Below are 16880 nucleotides of genomic sequence, written 5' to 3'. Positions count from 1 at the left end.
GCGCGACCTGCTGCTTCATTTGGGTATAGGCCGGTAAAAATAGCAGCCCGATGCAAACTCCACGCGAAAAAGATTGGTCGAATCCTCCGCCTGCTCCGCGTTGCCCAGCATCAGGTAGCTGTCGCCCGCCATCTGCCGGTAGACGTCGCTGAAGACGCAACTGCGATCCTGCTGCGGAAAATAAAGCAGCACATTGCGCAGCAGCACCAGGTCGAACTGCGGCATCAGCGGCAGCGGCGCGCACAGGTTCGCGACCTTGAACTCGCACATCGCGCGCAGCTCGGGGTTGACCTCCCACTCATCGCCGTCGCGGGCGAAGTACTTCACCAGCATGCGCGCCGGCAGACCGCGATTGACCTCCAGCCGCCGGTACCGGCCCGTCCGCGCATAGTCGATCACCTGCCGCGAGATGTCCGTTCCGACGATCTTCACATCCCACTGCTTCAGCTCCGGGAAGTATTCGCTCAGCATCATCGCAAGGCTGTACGCCTCCTGCCCCGTGGAACTCGCGGCGGACCAGATGCGCAGCCTGCGCGCCGGCCTGCGCAGTTCGATCAGCCTTGGCAGGATCAGCGTTCGCAGCGTCTGGAAGGGCGCCACGTCGCGAAAGAAGCTGGTCTCGTTGATCGTCATGGCCTCGGCCACGGCGCGGTAAAGATGCTGTGGCCGATCCGCGCGCAGGATCGACACCAGATCCTCCACATTCGTCGCCCCGGCCAGCTTCGCCACCGGCGGCAGCCGCGTCTCGAACAGCGAGTTGCGCGACGGGTCGATGAGATTCGCCGACTGCGCCAGCACCAGCTCGCGCAGATAGGCGTAGTCCTGATCAGTACACGCCATAGGAAGCCTCCCTTCGCATCGCCTGCGGAGCCGTCTCGCCGACAGCGTTCAGGGCTGGTTCGCGCATGGCGCCCCGCCTGCCGACGTACACGCGACGCATCAACTCCCCGGCTAGCTCTCCCAGCGGCAGTGTCGCGGCTGCAATACCCGCGCGCGCCACCTGGCCGGGCATGCCCCACACAGCGCTGCTTGCCTGATCCTGCGCCAGCACCACGCCACCCGCACGGTGAATCGCCAGCGCGCCCTCCAGCCCATCGGAGCCCATGCCCGTCATCATCAACGCCAGCGTACCGGCGCCATAGAGCTTCGCGGCCGAGCCGAAGAGGTAGTCCACCGACGGCCGGCAGTGGTTCAAAGGCCCGCTGTAATGCAGCGTGATCGCCGCCGCGCGCGAACGCCGCCGGTCGGCCGAGGCGCCCAGCCCGACCTCCATATGCGCGTCGCCGGGCGCAATCCAGATCGTCCCCGGTTCAAGCTGCTCGCCGTGGACTCCTTCCTTCACCCGCATCGCGCAGCGACGCTGAAGTCGTTCGGCCAGCGCGCCGGTAAACAGCTTCGGCATATGCTGCACGACCAGCACCGGCACGGGAAAGTCCTTCGCCAGGCCGGGCAGCATCTGCTCCAGCGCCGAAGGCCCGCCGGTCGACACGCCGATCACCACGACCTCCACCCGGACCGGCATCACCGCACTCGCCGCAACCGGCCGCAGCACAGGCCGCGCAGGCATCGTGAGAACGGACGGCAGCGCCGGCCGCTTGCCCACCAGCTCCAGCGAGCCGCCGCTGGCCGCGACAGGCAGGGCAAGCGCGGCGATCTTCGGCATCAACTGCCCCATCAACAGGTCCAGCGCGCTGGCAAAGTCGCACTGCTGGCCTGGCTTCATCACGTAGTCCTTCGCGCCGTGGTGCAGCGCCTCAAGCGTCGATCGCGCGCCGACCTCCGTGTACGCGCTGCACATGATCACCGGCAGCGCGGAACCCTGTTCGCGCAGACGCTGAAGCACCTCGATCCCGTTCAGCCGAGGCATCTCAAGGTCCAGCAGCAGCACGTCGGGACGCAGCCGCGCCGCCGCCTCCAGGCACTCCATGCCGTCGCGCACGCAGCCGCAGAGCTCCATCGCCGGCAGGCCCGTGCCGATGCCGTCCGCGTGCAGGTCGAAGATCGTCTTCAACACCCGCCGCATCACGGCGGAGTCGTCCGCAGCCAGCACCCGCAGGGGCCGTTGTCTCAAGCTGTCCATCGTTCGCATCCCTCAGATCTCAGCACGTCGCCACACACTCTCTTCAGGCAGCTATGGGAAAGCCCAGCAGCACCAGCTTTTCGCGCAGGCTCTGCGGACCGAAGGGCTTCATCAGAAACTCGTCCGCGCCGTTGTCGAAGGCCTGGTGGATGAACGAGTGATCGGCCTCGGTCGTCACCATCATCACCTTCATCTCCGGGTGCAGACCGGCCGTGCGCAACTGCTGCACGCACGCGAGCCCATCCATCCCCGGCATGTTCACATCGCACAGCATCAGGTCGTAACCGCCCGCTTCGCGCAGCTTTTCAAGCGCCGCAAGACCGTCGCTCGCCTCCTCGCAGGCGATGTCCATCTTCTCCAGAAGCTGCCGCAGATACTGCCGCAAAAAGCTCGAATCGTCCACTATCAACGTACGCATGACATGGCCCCCCAATCGCCTGTCGCCGCTCCCAACGCATGCCGGAACAGCCCTGTGCCGCCCAGCCGCGCAGGCCGCAGCATGCCCGGATCAAGCCGGATCAACAAACCGTCCGGCATTCGAAACGCGCCGTCGAAGAGCGTCTTGCTCCGCTCGTCCAACGTCGCGGGATTCGCCGCCAGGATGCTGCGCGCGACCGTCACCACGCCGCCCACCGCATCCACCATCAGCCCGAAGCTCTCCCGGGCCGTCCCGTGCTGCTCCTGCTCGTCGTTCGGCCCTCTGTCGCCGCTCTCGCAGTCCTCGAGCACCAGCACCGCGCTCTCGCCCGCAAACGGCGGAAGCCCCAGCAGCGCGCGAAAGCTCACCGTCGTCAGCACCTCGCCGCGATACGGCACGATGCCCCCGATATACGCGGGAGCCAGCGGCACACGCTGCAGCAGCCTGCGCCCCAGCACCTCGCGGATGCGGTGCGTATCGATGCCGAAGCGCGCCGTGCCCGCTGTAAACGAGCACAGCGAGAGATACTCCTCCGGCTCCTGCGCGCCCGCCCGCAACGCCTTCTGTTCCTGCATTCCCGTGCGGATCATGCGACCGCCCCCCAGTGCTGCCGCTGCGCCGGCTGGCTCTGAAGCGGGCCAAGAAAGCCCTGATGCACCACCGTCAGCTTCTCCTTCACCATCGCCAGCCGCTGGTCGCAGACCTCCACATCCTCTTCCATCAGCGTGCCGTTCGAGACATCGAGCACGCGCCGCACGACCATGCCCACACGCTGCCCCGCCTGCGCGCCCAGCGGCCCTGGCCGGCGGCAGATCAGCACCGTCGCCAGCGTGGCGCTGCCCTTCGCCGCCAGATCCAGCAGCGTGCCGTCCATATCCTCCAGCGGCAGCAGCTCGCCGCGATACTGCAGCAACGCCTTGCCGCCCGCGAACTCCACCTGCCCCACCGGCACCGACTCGATCCGCTCCACCGCCTCGAGCGGCAGAGCCATCCGCTCCCGCCGGAACCCGGAGCTGGCGCCCTCACCCGCGCCTTCAAAGATCAGGAACGAACCGCTGCGGCTGCCCAGCTCCGCCACCGCGACGCTCGCCGTTGCCACGGGCTCCTCGACCTCCGCACGCACGCCCGCGCGCTCCGCCGTCGCCGCCACATCGAGAATCAGCGCCAGCGTGCCGTTGCCCAGCACCGTCGCGCCGGAGAACAGCCCGATCTCGCGCAGCACCGCCGAAAGCGGCTTCACCACAATCTCCTCCGGCGCGAGCAAATCGTCGACGATCAGCCCGAACCGGCAGCCCTCCGACTCCAGCACCGCCAGGTAGAACCCATGCGTCTCCTGCTGCATCCGCTCCTCGTGTCCGTCGAGCGTCAGCAGACGATCCAGCCACACCATCGGCAGCAGCCGGTCGCGCAGCCGGTAAAGCTCCGCGTCGCCGATGCGCTCGAAGGCCTGCGCCGCCTCGCGCCGCGGGATATACACCAGCTCCGCGAGCGCGCCCTGCGGCAGGCAGAAGCTCTGGCCGCCGCTCTGCACGATCAGCGCCGGCACGATCGCCAGCGTCAGCGGCACGCGCATCCGCAGCGTCGTGCCCACGCCCGCGCGCGACTCCAGCTCCACGCTGCCGCCCACCTTCTCGATGTTCAGCTTCACGACGTCCATGCCGACGCCACGCCCGGAGACGCTCGTCACCGTCGCCGCCGTCGAAAATCCCGGCAGAAAGACCAGTTGCAACACCTCGCGCTCCGTCATCGAGGCGACCTGCTGCTCCGTAATCAGCCCGCGCTCCAGCGCCTTTTCAAGCACCCTCGGGATCCGAATTCCCGCCCCGTCGTCGATCAGCTCCACCACCACCGACCCGCTCTGGTGATACGCCTTCAGCTTGATGACGCCCTCGGCCGGTTTGCGCGCCAGCAGCCGGTCGCCCGGCGTCTCGACGCCATGGTCGACCGCGTTGCGCACCGCATGCGTCAACGGATCCTTGATCGCCTCCAGCAGACTCTTGTCCAGCCCCGTATCCTGCCCGTAGAACTCGATCCTCACCTGCTTGCCGCAGGTCCGCGCCAGGTCGCGCACCATGCGCGGAAACTTGCCGAAGAGCTGTCCCACGGGCTGCATCCGCGCCTGCATCACCGTCTCTCGCAGGTCTGCCGTCACCGCGTCCAGACGCCGCGCCAGCTTGGGAAAGTTATCCGCGCTCAGCGTCGTCTGCAGAATCTGGTTGCGCGTCAACACCAGCTCGCCGACCAGATTCATCATCCGGTTCAGCACCTCCACGTCGATGCGCAGCGTCTTGTCGGCCGCCGCGGCCGCCTGCGCCGTAACCTGCGCGTCGACCGGTTCGGCCGCCTTCACCATGGGCGCGACCGGCTTCTGCGGCCCACCCTCGGCCAGCCCGTTCAGCAGGGCGATCAGCACGTGGTCGTCGTCCGTCTTGCGCTCACCCTCGCCGCCGGTCGTCTCGATCAACTGCAGAATGCCGCGCAGCCCGTCCAGCAACTGCAACAGCCCGCTGATGATCTCCTCATTCGCGATCAGCCGCCCCTCGCGCAGCGCGCCCAGCAGATTTTCGCCGCGATGCGCCAGCGTCTCCAGCCGCTTGAATCCGAGAAAACCGGTCGTCCCCTTGATCGTATGGACCGACCGGAAGATCTCGCCCAGCAGCGCGGCGTCGTCCGGATGAGACTCCAGCTCGGTCAGGCACCGCTCCATGCGGTCCAACCCCTCCAGACTCTCGGCCAGGAACTCTTTGGTCAACTCATCCATATCCGTCCTATCGGCGAACGGATGAAGCGCATGAGGCCATCTCACACCAAGGTCATGTGCCTTTCCTCACCCTTCCCACAGCCAGCGGTAGGAACGATAAGCCACAAAAGCCTGTCATCCTGAGCCCAGCGAAGGATCCGCTTTTGCCTTTGCTGTTGCATTTCCAGCCCCCGGCGCAGCGCAACCCCTTGACCCGCAACCCAACACCGACTAGCCTCACTCAGATATGACCGCAGCAGAGACAACCCAGCTCCAGCAGGCCGCCGAAGACGCCGCCCACCACTCCTACGCGCCTTATAGCCACTTCCACGTCGGCGCAGCCATCCTGCTTGAGACCGGCGAGACCGTCACCGGCTGCAACGTCGAGAACGCCAGCTACCGACTGACGACCTGCGCCGAGCAGACCGCCATCGCCCGCGCCGTCGCCCAGTATGGCCCGAAGATCCGCCTCCGCGCCGTCGCCGTGGCGAACCTCGCGAAGGTCGCCTGCCAGCCCTGCGGTGCCTGCCGCCAGACCATCCTCGAGTTCGCCGCGCCTGACGCAACCATCTTCTTCCCCGCCGAGAACGGCCAGACCGCCTCCTGCACCCTCACCGAGCTGCTGCCCGCGGCCTTCGTCCTCAAAGACCGCTAAGCCGGCCGCGGAAAGGGCGTTCGTTGGAAGCATGGGGCTTTAGCCCCATGAATCGTCTCAATGGAATGGACAGGGCTTTAGCCCTGGGCCCTCTCTGGAAGGATTCCAGCAGGATTCTTCTCAACACAGAAAGCAGTATCTATATATGAGCACCGAAAAGATCCATCCCATCGACGTCATCCAGCACAAGCGCGACGGCCTCATCCTGTCCGACGCCGAGATCGAAGGCTTCGTCCGCGCCATCGTCGAGCGCACACCCGAGAACCAGCTCGTCACCGACGCCCAGATCGCCGCCTTCCTCATGGCCGTCTTCCAGCGCGGACTCACCCTGCCCGAGCTCGCCACCCTCACCCGCGCCATGCGCTTCTCGGGCGAGGTCTTCGACGCTGCCCCGCTCCACACCTTCACCGTCGACAAGCACTCCACCGGCGGCGTCGGCGACAAGACCTCGCTCCTGATCGCACCCGTCGTAGCCGCCGCCGGCCTGACCGACCCCATGATCTCCGGCCGTTCGCTCGGCCACACCGGCGGAACTTTAGACAAGCTCGAAACCATCCCCGGCTTCGACACCCAGCTTTCGCTCGCCCGCTTCGCCGAAGTCCTGCGCGACTGCGGCGCCTCCATGATCGGCCAGACCCCCACCATCGTCCCCGCCGACCGCGTCCTCTACGCTCTGCGCGACCACACCGGAACCGTCGAAAGCCCATACCTGATCTGCGCCAGCATCATGAGCAAGAAGCTCGCCGAGAGCCTCAACGCCCTGGTCCTCGACGTCAAGACCGGCTCCGGCGCCTTCATGAAGAAGTACGAAGACTCGAAGTTCCTCGCCGAGCTGATGGTCGCCACCGGCGAAGCCTCCGGCGCCCGCACCGTCGCGCTGCTCACCAGCATGGACGAGCCGCTCGGTCGCTTCTCCGGCAACTGGGTCGAGGTCTGGGAGTGTGTCGACATCCTCCAGAACAAGCGCCACCCGCGCTCCTCCGACCTCATCGAGCTGTCGAACATCCTCTCCGGCTACATGCTCTACCTCGGCGGCAAAGCCGACTCTCCCGAGGCCGGCGCAAAGCTCTCCGATGAACTCCTGAAAAACGGCGAAGCCTATAAGTCCTGGCTCAAGATCGTCGCCGCCCACAAAGGCAGCGCGGAGCACTTCGCCAATCCCGCCGCCTTCCACACTCCCGGCGCCACCCGCGTCCTGAACGCCGAGACCTCCGGCTATCTCAGCACCATGGACTGCACCCATGTCGGCTGGGCCGTCCAGCGTCTGGGCGCCGGCCGCGCCAAACCCGGCGATCCCGTCAGCGCCAACGCCGGCATCGAGATGCACGCGAAGCTCGGCGAAAAGATCGAAGCCGGCCAGCCCCTCGTCACCCTCTTCGCCGACCGCGAAGACCAGCTCGCCGAGCCAGCGCGGATGCTGCTCGAAACCATGAAGATCGCCCCCGGCAAACCCATCCTCAACCCCCTCATCCGCGAGGTCATCGTAAAAAAATGATCTCGCTCGACAGCCCGGAATGGTCGAAGCTTCAACACGCCTATGGAGCCGCGTCGGACATTCCGGCGCTGTTGCGTGGCTTGAAGTCCTTTCCTCTTGACGATGGCTCCGCTGAGCCATGGTTTACACTTTGGAGCTCGCTAGCCCATCAGGGAGATGTCTATACCGCGTCGTTCGCCGCCGTTCCTCACATCGTGAGGATGCTGGAGGTAAACCCGGCGAAGGCCAGCGCCTCGTTCTTCTCCATGCCAGCATGGATAGAGATCTGCCGAAATAAAACCTCGTTCGAGATTCCGCCTGCGCTTGTGCAGGATTATCGCGAAGCACTCGGCAAGCTGCCCACACTCGTCGCCGCCGCCGCGGCCCGCGACTGGGATGCAGACCTCTTGTCGGGAGCGATGGCCGCACTCGCAGCCGCGAAGGGCTTTCCCGTCATCGCGGCCGCTGCCTTGGAACTAACGCCAGAGATCGCTAAGAACTTCGTCGAAGACTATCTCTTCGGAAAGTAGACGAAAATTTCTAGGCACAGCCGCCCTTCCCCATTACACTCAAGTTTCATCCAGCATTCACAGTTCAGCACCGGCAAGAGGGAGCAAACCTTGGGACGTTTCACCGGACTTCTCGGACTCATCACCTTTCTCGGTCTCGCCTACGCCTTCTCGACCGATCGCAAGGCCATCAAGCTGCGCACCATCGTCTGGGGACTTGGCCTGCAGATCGTCTTTGCCTTTGCCGTCATCAAGTGGGGCACCGGTCAGGTCATCCTGAAGACCGTCTCGGACTTCATCACCGGCCTGCTCGGCCACTCGGTCGATGGCTCCTCGCTCGTCTTCGGCAACCTCGGCGTCCCCGGCCCGCTCGGCGTCTTCGCCTTCGCCGTCCTGCCGACCATCATCTTCGTCTCGGCCTTCTTCGCCATCCTCTACCACATCGGGCTGATGCAGCAGATCATCAAGGTCGTCGCCTGGATCATGCAACGCACCATGGGCACCTCGGGCGCCGAATCCACCAACGTCGCCGCCAGCATCTTCATGGGACAGACCGAAGCTCCGCTGACCATCCGGCCGTTCCTCGCCGGCGCCACGCGGTCCGAGTTGATGACCATCATGACCTCCGGCATGGCGCACGTCTCGGGCGGCATCATGGCGGCCTATATCCTGTTCGGCATCAACGCCAAGGATCTGCTCTCCGCCGTCATCATGACCGCGCCCGGCACCATCCTCGTCGCGAAGATGCTCGTCCCCGAGACCGAGATTCCCGCCACCGCGGGCACCGTCAAGATGCCGCCCAGCGAGGAGCACGCGAACGAAAACTTCATCGCCGCCATCGCGCGCGGCACCATCGACGGCGGACAACTCGCCTTCAACGTCGCCATCATGCTGCTCAGCTTCGTCGCGCTGGTCGGTCTCTTCAACGCCATCATGCACGGCATCAGCGTCTTCGCCTGGGACCACGGCCACATCCCGTTCCCGGACTCGCTCAATCACGTCCTCGGCGTGGTCGGCGCGCCGGTCGCCTGGCTGATCGGCGTGCCGTGGCATGAGTGCCGCATCATCGGCAACCTGCTCGGCACCCGCACCATGATCAACGAGTTCCTGGCCTTCAACGGACTCGGCAAGCTGAAGGCCACGCTGGACCCACGCACCTTCACCATCGCCACGTTCGCGCTCTGCGGCTTCGCCAACGTCGGCTCCATCGGCATGCAGATCGGCGGCATCGGCGCACTGGTGCCGAACCGCCGCAACGATCTCGCCCAACTCGGCCTGCGCGCCATGCTGGCCGGCACGATGGCGAACCTGATGTCGGCCAGCATCGTGGGCATGCTGCTCAGCTAAGCGCCCGCCCATCAGTCTTGTCATCCTGAGCAACGCGAAGAACCTGCGTTTTGGACTGGCTTGATCGCCGGTTCGAAACGCAGGTCCTTCGCTTTGCTCAGGATGACAACTTCCGTTCCAATAAGCTACTCCACCACGCCCCAGGTCCCGATCGGCGGCCCGCCCGGCAGCGCGGTGTAATCGTTGGCAAACGCCGTCGTCTGCTTGTTCGTCCCCACCGTCAGCAGGACGAAGTCGATATCCTTCGCCACCAGCATGTTGTACCGCGCCTGCCCGGAGACCGCGTAGTTCACCAGCGCACTCGGAAAGTAGTCTGCGCCTTCGAGCTTCGTGTTCACCGCCAGGCTGCCCAGCAGCGTCGCTGGCGTTGTATTCTGCGGATCCTGGTAAAACAGAATACCGGCATACTGGCCCGTCGTCGGCGCCGACAGGTTTACCGCGCCCAGCGACACGCTCGACAGCAACGTGGTGATACTGCCGCACGGCCCGCGGTTGTAGAAGGTCACGCCGTTCCCCTGTACATTCGACAGCAGATCGATCGACAGCCCGCCGTCGCCCAGCAGCCCAGTCCCCAGCAGCCCGCAGTTCGTCGAACTCAGGTCGTACGTGCCCGGATTGAACGTCACATTCGCCAGCGGCCCCACCACGATGCCGCCGCAGTAGTGGCCGGGATTCAACGTCACCGAACCCAGCAGAATCGTCAACTGCGAGGCCGCGCCCGTATACGGACTCGCCTTGCTCGTGCCGCACGAGGTCGCCGCCGGCGGCGTCAGGTACGACAGCGGATCGGCCGGGGAAGGCATCGCAATCCCCGTCGTCGGCGCCTTCGGCACCGCGCACAGGAAGTTCTGATCCCCGCCCACGACCGAGAGATGCGGCGCATTCAAGACAGCCAGCACGTTGCACGAGAGCGCGTTCCACGCACTCGACTCATCCACCATGCCGCAGGTCGCGTTGACGGCAGCCAGCGCATCCACCGTAATCGCGTTGCCTCCCGTCTTATCCAGCGCATAGACGCAGTTGCCGTTCGACACCTTACCCGCCTCCGAACGCGCCGAGATGTTGAAGCTGCCAAAGCCCAGCACGCGCGCGAAGTAAAGCGGCTGAGGCTCCGTCACCGCGACCTCGAGCACATTCGTCTTGTTGCGGTTCGGGTCGCTCGTGCCCAGCAGGCAGGGCGGCGTGTTCAGCATCAGCGTCACGCCGGAGGTCGAAGCCGTCGAGCAGTTGGTCACGATGCTCGCGCCCGTGATGCCGTTCTCCGCCAGAGAACTCAACGCGGCGTTCTGCATCGCCGCGCAGTAGGTCTGGCCGGTGCAGTTGGGGTACTCGACCGCCGCGGCCACGGCGGCGGCATCGGCCGCCGACTGCAGCTTGCCCTTCGCATAGCGCACGTTGCCCACATCGAGCGCCAATCCCATGAAGCCGAGAATGACCACCATGCCCATTGAAGCGAGAATCGTCATCTCGCCGTTTTCTTCCTTAAAAAAGCGCAAAATGCCCATGGCTGGCTCCATTCAGGCCACGCAGCGGCTAAAACGGCGACAGACGTGGATTTAACGCGAGCAAACGCGCATCAACGCTGGGCGAACACCGCTGGTGGATTCAGATCGAAATGTGGATGGGTGGGCAAAGAAAAGCCACGGAGCCTCAACCGGCGAAGCGTCGTTTACGACGTTCGAAGGTGGAATCTCCGTGGATCTTTACGTTCTCTGTCCGTTACTGGGGAGGGCGAATTGAGAGCGCCGTTAAACGGGATCAGGACTTCAAGTCGGTTCATTGTTTCATCTCCGCACCGTCGTGTTCGGTGTTGGTTACTGCTCAGGAAACTGCCGGAAGAAAAACTTAACGAACAATCTAAGTTGGCTCGACCTTATCGAGTAACTATATTCGGGCGGAATACCACTTATAGGGGATGAAGAAAAGTAACCAGTTTGATAACCATCAAGTTAACAGGCGGAGACCGCGCGTTCGCACCCGTGTTCCGTTGAGGTCGCAATCTATTTTCGACAATTCAAATTATCGACAGGAGCAAAAAGAACACGTTTTCCCGACGCTAATTTGTGATCCTGCGAAGCCGGACAGAATTTGCCTGAATTTGCCTGAAAAGGGCGCACCTCCCCGGTTTTTCCAGGCGATGCAGTCAATCACCCTTGGGTAAAGCCAAATGTGGTTACCCAAGAGCTTACGAATGGGGCGCGAGGTTGTAGTTGTCCTCCACCCCTCCTCCGGCGCATCATCCTAATATGAACGTCAACTTCGCCGAGCGGGCGCACAACCACAACTGGAAACTCGACCCCATCGTCCGGTCGCTGCTCGACACCGACTTCTACAAGCTGCTGATGCTGCAGTTCATCTGGAAGAATTTCCCCCACGCCCACGTCACCAGCGAGGTGACCAACCGCACCGTCAAGGTGCGTCTCGCGGACCGCGTCGGCGCCGCCGCCCTGATCGACCAGATGGAGCACGTGCGCGGTCTGCGCTTCCGTCGCAGCGAGCTCGTCTGGCTCGCCGGCAATACGTTCTATGGCACGCGTACGATCTTCGAACCGGCCTTCCTCGACTGGCTCGAACACGACTTCAAACTCAGCGGATACACCGTCTCCGAGCACGACGGCCAGCTCGTCCTGCGCTTCTCGGGCGAGTGGGCCGCCGTCACCATGTGGGAGGTCTACGCCCTTGCCATCGTCAGCGAGCTGAAGACCCGCGCCGCACTCGCCGAGTTGAGCGAGCTCGAACTGGACGTCCTCTACGCCCGCGCCAAGACGCGCCTGTGGGACAAGATCGAGCGCCTGCGCGGCGTGCCGGGGCTCTCCGTCTCGGACTTCGGCACGCGCCGCCGCCACAGCTTCCTCTGGCACGAGTACACCGTGCAGGCGCTGCGCGTCTCGCTGAACGGCGCGCGCAACCAGGGTCTCGAGAGCTTCGCCGGGACGTCCAACACCGCGCTTGCCTACAAGCACGACCTCGAAGCCATCGGCACCAACGCGCACGAGCTGCCGATGGCGCTCGCGGCCATGGCGTCGGCCGGTACGGACGAAGATTTGCGCGCCTCGCAGTACCGAGTTCTGGAGCTTTGGCAGCAGAGCTACGGCGGCGCCCTGCTCATCATGCTGCCCGACACCTTCGGGACCACCCAGTTCCTGCAAGGAGCGCCCTCGTGGGTCGCCGACTGGACCGGCCAGCGCATGGACAGCAAAGACCCCGCTATCGCCGGCGACGAGTACATCCAGTGGCTCACGGAACGCGGCAAAGACCCGCGCCAGAAGCGCCTCATCGCGTCGGACGGCCTCGACGTCGAGGACATCGTCCGGCTGCACCGCTACTTCGACGGCCGCATCCGCTTCAGCGCAGGCTGGGGCACGCTGCTGACGAACGACTTCCGCGGCTGCCACCCGCGCGGCGAGGATACGCTGGAGCCGTTGAGCCTGGTCTGCAAGCTGACCAGCGTCGAAGGCCGCCCCTGCGTCAAGCTGTCGGACAACCTGCACAAAGCCACCGGCCCGGTCGAGGAGATCGCACGCTACCGCCGCGTCTTCGGCAGCGAAGCCAGGGTCGGCTCGGAAATACTCGTTTGATCCACTCGTCTCAGCTCGGCGCTTGTTCTTGTCTTTCTTGTTGTCATCCTCGAAGAGGATCTGCTTCTGTCTTTGCCTTTCGCTCCTCGTTATACTGTCCCCATGACGAATCTGCGGAACGCGTTGCGTTGGAGTGTAGCGGTGGCATTGGTGCCCTTGATGACAGTGCAGCAGAGCTTTGCCTGGGGCGCGGTCGGCCACAAGATGCTCAGCCGTATCGCCGCCCAGAACCTGCCCACCGACGTGCCGCTCTTCCTGCGCGACAAGCAGGCGCAGGACACGATGGCCGCGCTCGCCTCCGAGCCCGACCACTGGCGCAGCCGCGCCGAGGACGAGCTCAACGCCACCACCACGCCCGAGCACTTCATCGACATGGAGTGGGCCGACCTGGCCGACATCCCCTGCACCCCGAACGTGGACCACTGCCCCGCCAACGGCCTCACTCTGCCGCGCAAGCGCTTCGATTACATCCGCGCGCTCCAGAAGGCGCAGCTCGCGCATCCGGACATGAAGCTGACGCCCGAGAGCGTCGGCCTGCAGCCCTGGCAGGTGATCGAGGTCTACGAGCGCATCAAGATCGGCCTGCGCGAGTACCGCAAGGCGCTCGCCGCGCACGAGGACACCAAGCCGCTTGAGACCGAAGTCCTCTTTGAGGCGGCATGGCTGGGCCACTACGTCGGCGATGGCTCGCAGCCGCTGCACGCCACGATGCAGTACAACGGCTGGACCGGCCCCAACCCCAACGGCTACACCACGGAACATAAGATCCACTCGCAGTTCGAGACCGTCTTCGTCACCGCGAACATCAAGCCGGCGGACGTCGACAAGCTCGTCGCCGCCGCAAAGCCCAAGGTGCTCGACGACGTCTGGAGCGACTATCTGCTGTTCCTCCGTGACTCGAACGCGAAGGTGGAAAAGGTCTACCAGCTCGAAAAGACCGGCGCCTTCACCGACGCCGGAACGCCCGAGGGCAAGACCTTCACCGAAGCCCGCCTTGCCGCCGGCGCCGAAGAGCTTCGCGACCTGATCTACACCGCCTGGGTCCGCAGCGCCGACCCGGTCGAAGAGTACAAGGGACCGCAATAGGCTGTAGCAGTTTAGGGTGGAAGCATGGGGCTTTAGCCCCATGAATAAGGCTCATAGAAGAACAGGGCTTTAGCCCTGGGGTTTGAATGCCAGGTGAGCGGGTGCATCGTCCACCTGATCGCAATGCCGTGCGGAGGAGAACGGAAACTCCTCCGCCCTCTCCGCCAGCCGCTTTCTCACAGGATTCCGTTCCAGATAATTCGAATGATGACGGTAGTCCATCGCATCCTTGATGCGGTGCTCCGCGAAGCTCTTCTCCCACACTTCGAGCTTGCTCTTGAGCCGAAATGAAAACCCACCCTTGATATATTGCAAGGCCTTTTCAAGCGGCACATCGACGGCTGGCGTGAGGATCAGGTGAATATGATCGGGCATGATGACGAACGCGTGAAGTCGAAATCTGCCCTTGGCTCGATTCTCCTGCATCACATTCATCAGCAGCAGAGCATTCTGCTCGACCTGAAAGAGCCGGCGGCGACTGGCCGTGACGGAGGTCACGAAGAAGGTGCGAATCTCCTGTGGCGCAAGCGGCATTTGTGCAGTCTAAGGCTGAAAGGCCCAGGGCTAAAACCCTTTCTTTCCACCTCAAAATTCATGGGGCTGAAGCCCCATGCTTCCACCCCTTCGTCGGTTCATCCACAGAGCTCTTTGCGGAATGGAAGCGCCGTGCTTCGGCCCTGCGACCTTCACGCGCGGGGAAAAGTGCTTTAGCCCTGGGGATCCGCCCGATGCATCCTTACCAGCGCCCGCTTCAACAGGGGCGTCAGCGCCAGCGCGATCAGCGGTGCGGCCACGACCGCGAACACCGCCCAGACGATCAGCGCATGCCATTCCCACGACCACAGCAGCTTGGTCGTCTCCCAAGGATGCATCCGGACTCCGCGCAGCATCTCGTGCCGATCCAGCGGCATCTTGCCTGTGTGGAAGATCCTGTCGCCGATGCGGATGAAGACATAGAACAGCGCCAGCTCCAGCGGATACACGATGTGATTCGCGATCTGCGACGCGATCAGGTTCAGCCGAAACACGAATGCGACCACCAGGCACACCACCGTCGTCGACCCAAGTAGCGGATTCACCCCAATCACGCATCCTATGGCCAGCGACCATGCGAGGCTCTGCGGGGTCGCGCCCGTCTTCAGCAGGTTCGTCAGCGGCGTCAAAATGCGGTCGCGGGCGAAGCCGCTTACAGAGGTAGAGATCGATTGCATGCGTACTGCCTCAGGATAGACTGAACCCAGTTGTTTTGCTTGCAGGTTGGATGTCGTTTTAGATCGCGAGGATATGTGGCTTTTGTCCGTTCCGTAGCACGGAGTTTCAAACTCGCCGGGTATTTTTTCATCTACTCGGTGGAGTTGATCGTTAAGCGCCCCGCCACCCGCGAAGCTCGCGCCGACTGGCTGCATCGCTTCTGCGCCCGCGTGCTGAAGGGGATGGGCATCACCACCACCGTCATCGGCAAGCCGCCGGAGCGCGGAGCGCTTATCTCGAACCACCTCGGCTACGTCGACATCGTCCTCTACGCCGGGCTGCATCCGTGCGTCTTCTGCTCGAAGGCCGAGATCGCCAAGTGGCCCGTCCTCGGCTGGATGGCCAAGATGTCGGGCACCGTCTTCGTCGAACGCGGCGCCGGCGGCTCCGCGCAGAAGGCGAAGGAAGGCATGAAGGCCGCGGTGGACACCGGCCTGCCGATCACCTTCTTTCCCGAAGGCACCACCACCAACGGCAAGGAGCTGCTGCCTTTTAAATCCGGACTGCTCTACCAGGTGCTCGCGGCGGATGCACCCGTCACCGCCGCCTTCGTCACCTACACCTTCACGCAGGACAACGGCCCCGGCATTACCGTCGAGGACAACCTCAACTACTGGGGCGAAACGCCGATCCTCGGCCACATCTTCCGCTTCGTGGCGCTCAAGGGAGTGCATGCGGAGGTCCGCTTCGCGCCCCATCCGATCCAGTTCGTCGCCGATCTCGACCACCGCAAAGAAGCCGCGAACGAGGCTCGCGAGGCCGTCCGGGCGCTGGCCGCGGAGGCCGGTCTCGACTTCCCCCCGGTCTCGGTCGAGATTCCCACAGCATGATTCAACCAATCTTCACCACGTAGAAAACATCTGTAACAATCCACACCGCAGACTGACCCTCGTAGGCCCCCATACGAGGAGATCCGATGCTCACTGCCAGCCCCGCTCCAGTGGATGTTCTGCTCGAAGTACGAGCCGATGTTTGCGATCAGCCCGTCAAACGCGATGTGCGGCTCGAGGCCGGCGCCTACGTCGTACGTCTCGCTCGCTCGGAGAAGGACCGCTTCGCCGCCTACCGCCTGCGCTTCCTCGTCTTCAACCTGGAGCTGAACGAGGGTCTGGAATCGGCCTACGTCAACGGCTATGACACCGACCTTTACGACCAGGTCTGCGATCAACTGATCGTCGAGCACCGCCCCACCGGCGCCGTCGTCGGCACCTACCGGCTACAGATGGGCGACGTCGCCCGAGCCAACTTCGGCTACTACAGCGAGCAGGAGTTCGACTTCGCCCCGTACGAGCCCATGCGCTCGCAGATCGTCGAGCTGGGCCGCGCCTGCATCCATCGCGACCACCGCAGCACCGAGGTCCTGCATCTGCTCTGGCGCGGCATCGCACGTTACGTCATCGCCAACGGCGGTCGCTACATGATGGGCTGCTGCTCGCTGCAGTCCACCGAGCCGCAGGAGGGCTGGTCGGTCTTCCAGTCGCTGAAGAGCTGCCTGATCGAGCCCGAGCTGATGACCGTCCCCACCGAGTTCTACGCGCTGCCGAAGACGAAGGAGGCGCTCAGCGAAGAGCGTCCGCCCAAGCTGCTGCGCGCCTACATGACCCTTGGGGCGAAGATCTGCAGCGCGCCGGCCATCGACCGGGAGTTCAAGACCATCGACTTTTTGACCATCCTCGACCTGCAGGCGCTGCATCCTAGGATGGCAGCGAGGTTTCTCGACGGATGCTGACGGCGGTTCGTGC

General features: G+C 64.1%; 16 protein-coding genes. 8 read left to right on the top strand and 8 right to left on the bottom strand.

Annotation, left to right across the window (positions count from 1 at the left end):
- Positions 1-15 precede the first annotated feature (15 nt).
- Genes CHB87_RS03455 through CHB87_RS03435 form a run of 5 tightly spaced genes read right to left on the bottom strand, consistent with a single transcriptional unit; the run spans position 16 to position 5259 of the window.
- The gene (locus tag CHB87_RS03455) at positions 16-840 is read right to left on the bottom strand and encodes a CheR family methyltransferase (protein ID WP_089406968.1); all 825 of its coding nucleotides are present in this window, start codon (positions 838-840) and stop codon (positions 16-18) included.
- The gene (cheB, locus tag CHB87_RS03450) at positions 827-2080 is read right to left on the bottom strand and encodes a chemotaxis-specific protein-glutamate methyltransferase CheB (protein WP_089406967.1); all 1254 of its coding nucleotides are present in this window, start codon (positions 2078-2080) and stop codon (positions 827-829) included. The genes CHB87_RS03455 and cheB overlap by 14 nt, the downstream gene beginning before the upstream one ends.
- Positions 2081-2123: 43 nt before the next feature.
- Entirely contained in the window at positions 2124-2498 is a 375-nt protein-coding gene (locus CHB87_RS03445; protein ID WP_089406966.1) for a response regulator, read from the bottom strand.
- On the bottom strand, positions 2486-3088 hold the full coding sequence (locus CHB87_RS03440; RefSeq protein ID WP_245817790.1) for a chemotaxis protein CheW: 603 nt from the start codon (positions 3086-3088) through the stop codon (positions 2486-2488). The genes CHB87_RS03445 and CHB87_RS03440 overlap by 13 nt, the downstream gene beginning before the upstream one ends.
- Positions 3085-5259, bottom strand: coding sequence for a chemotaxis protein CheA (locus CHB87_RS03435; RefSeq protein ID WP_089406965.1), 2175 nt, complete (start codon positions 5257-5259; stop codon positions 3085-3087). The genes CHB87_RS03440 and CHB87_RS03435 overlap by 4 nt, the downstream gene beginning before the upstream one ends.
- Positions 5260-5485: 226 nt before the next feature.
- On the opposite strand from CHB87_RS03435, the gene cdd reads away from it, so the two are divergent.
- From cdd to CHB87_RS03415, 4 genes are all read left to right on the top strand, one after another.
- The gene (gene cdd / locus CHB87_RS03430) at positions 5486-5893 is read left to right on the top strand and encodes a cytidine deaminase (protein WP_089406964.1); all 408 of its coding nucleotides are present in this window, start codon (positions 5486-5488) and stop codon (positions 5891-5893) included.
- A gap of 145 nt (positions 5894-6038) precedes the next feature.
- Positions 6039-7388, top strand: a complete 1350-nt coding sequence (locus CHB87_RS03425; protein WP_089406963.1) for a thymidine phosphorylase — start codon at positions 6039-6041, stop codon at positions 7386-7388.
- Positions 7385-7897 carry a hypothetical protein gene (locus CHB87_RS03420; protein ID WP_089406962.1) on the top strand — a complete coding sequence of 171 codons (513 nt, stop codon included), beginning with the start codon at positions 7385-7387 and terminating at the stop codon, positions 7895-7897. The genes CHB87_RS03425 and CHB87_RS03420 overlap by 4 nt, the downstream gene beginning before the upstream one ends.
- Positions 7898-7987: 90 nt before the next feature.
- Positions 7988-9223 (top strand): NupC/NupG family nucleoside CNT transporter, encoded by a 1236-nt coding sequence (locus CHB87_RS03415; RefSeq protein ID WP_089406961.1) that lies wholly within the window; start codon positions 7988-7990, stop codon positions 9221-9223.
- 125 nt (positions 9224-9348) lie between these two features.
- Here CHB87_RS03415 and CHB87_RS03410 read toward each other — a convergent pair whose 3' ends face one another.
- A complete protein-coding gene (locus CHB87_RS03410; protein WP_176441558.1) occupies positions 9349-10689 on the bottom strand; it encodes a pilus assembly protein TadG-related protein in 1341 nt (446 codons plus the stop codon).
- Positions 10690-11469: 780 nt separating this feature from the next.
- Here CHB87_RS03410 and pncB point away from each other — a divergent pair.
- Both pncB and CHB87_RS03400 read left to right on the top strand, forming a co-directional pair.
- Complete coding sequence (pncB, locus tag CHB87_RS03405) at positions 11470-12801, top strand: nicotinate phosphoribosyltransferase (RefSeq protein ID WP_089406959.1); 1332 nt, start codon at positions 11470-11472, stop codon at positions 12799-12801.
- Between the two features lie 141 nt (positions 12802-12942).
- The gene (locus CHB87_RS03400; protein WP_245817789.1) at positions 12943-13887 is read left to right on the top strand and encodes a S1/P1 nuclease; all 945 of its coding nucleotides are present in this window, start codon (positions 12943-12945) and stop codon (positions 13885-13887) included.
- Positions 13888-13956: 69 nt separating this feature from the next.
- Here CHB87_RS03400 and CHB87_RS03395 read toward each other — a convergent pair whose 3' ends face one another.
- Both CHB87_RS03395 and CHB87_RS03390 read right to left on the bottom strand, forming a co-directional pair.
- Positions 13957-14421: an REP-associated tyrosine transposase gene (locus CHB87_RS03395; protein WP_089406957.1), complete on the bottom strand. Its 465-nt coding sequence runs from the start codon at positions 14419-14421 to the stop codon at positions 13957-13959.
- A 173-nt stretch (positions 14422-14594) separates the two neighbouring features.
- Entirely contained in the window at positions 14595-15098 is a 504-nt protein-coding gene (locus CHB87_RS03390) for a DUF2062 domain-containing protein (RefSeq protein ID WP_089406956.1), read from the bottom strand.
- A gap of 75 nt (positions 15099-15173) precedes the next feature.
- Between CHB87_RS03390 and CHB87_RS03385 the strand changes: the two genes are divergently transcribed.
- Both CHB87_RS03385 and CHB87_RS03380 read left to right on the top strand, forming a co-directional pair.
- Positions 15174-15968 carry a lysophospholipid acyltransferase family protein gene (locus tag CHB87_RS03385; protein ID WP_089406955.1) on the top strand — a complete coding sequence of 265 codons (795 nt, stop codon included), beginning with the start codon at positions 15174-15176 and terminating at the stop codon, positions 15966-15968.
- Positions 15969-16054: 86 nt separating this feature from the next.
- On the top strand, positions 16055-16867 hold the full coding sequence (locus CHB87_RS03380) for a GNAT family N-acetyltransferase (RefSeq protein WP_089406954.1): 813 nt from the start codon (positions 16055-16057) through the stop codon (positions 16865-16867).
- The last annotated feature ends 13 nt before the right edge of the window (positions 16868-16880 follow it).

Origin of the sequence: Granulicella rosea (assembly GCF_900188085.1) — a bacterium.
Taxonomy (GTDB): domain Bacteria; phylum Acidobacteriota; class Terriglobia; order Terriglobales; family Acidobacteriaceae; genus Edaphobacter; species Edaphobacter rosea.
This window is presented reverse-complemented; position numbering and strand designations above follow the sequence as displayed.

Bases quoted from the DNA above. Each gene is read 5' to 3' on its own strand.
- CHB87_RS03410 (WP_176441558.1), bottom strand. From the start codon at position 10,689: ATGACGATTCTCGCTTCAATGGGCATGGTGGTCATTCTCGGCTTCATG.
- CHB87_RS03390 (WP_089406956.1), bottom strand. From the start codon at position 15,098: ATGCAATCGATCTCTACCTCTGTAAGCGGCTTCGCCCGCGACCGCATT.
- CHB87_RS03420 (WP_089406962.1), top strand. From the start codon at position 7,385: ATGATCTCGCTCGACAGCCCGGAATGGTCGAAGCTTCAACACGCCTAT.
- cheB (WP_089406967.1), bottom strand. From the start codon at position 2,080: ATGGACAGCTTGAGACAACGGCCCCTGCGGGTGCTGGCTGCGGACGAC.
- CHB87_RS03455 (WP_089406968.1), bottom strand. From the start codon at position 840: ATGGCGTGTACTGATCAGGACTACGCCTATCTGCGCGAGCTGGTGCTG.
- CHB87_RS03395 (WP_089406957.1), bottom strand. From the start codon at position 14,421: ATGCCGCTTGCGCCACAGGAGATTCGCACCTTCTTCGTGACCTCCGTC.
- CHB87_RS03380 (WP_089406954.1), top strand. From the start codon at position 16,055: ATGCTCACTGCCAGCCCCGCTCCAGTGGATGTTCTGCTCGAAGTACGA.
- CHB87_RS03425 (WP_089406963.1), top strand. From the start codon at position 6,039: ATGAGCACCGAAAAGATCCATCCCATCGACGTCATCCAGCACAAGCGC.
- pncB (WP_089406959.1), top strand. From the start codon at position 11,470: ATGAACGTCAACTTCGCCGAGCGGGCGCACAACCACAACTGGAAACTC.
- cdd (WP_089406964.1), top strand. From the start codon at position 5,486: ATGACCGCAGCAGAGACAACCCAGCTCCAGCAGGCCGCCGAAGACGCC.
- CHB87_RS03435 (WP_089406965.1), bottom strand. From the start codon at position 5,259: ATGGATGAGTTGACCAAAGAGTTCCTGGCCGAGAGTCTGGAGGGGTTG.
- CHB87_RS03445 (WP_089406966.1), bottom strand. From the start codon at position 2,498: ATGCGTACGTTGATAGTGGACGATTCGAGCTTTTTGCGGCAGTATCTG.
- CHB87_RS03440 (WP_245817790.1), bottom strand. From the start codon at position 3,088: ATGATCCGCACGGGAATGCAGGAACAGAAGGCGTTGCGGGCGGGCGCG.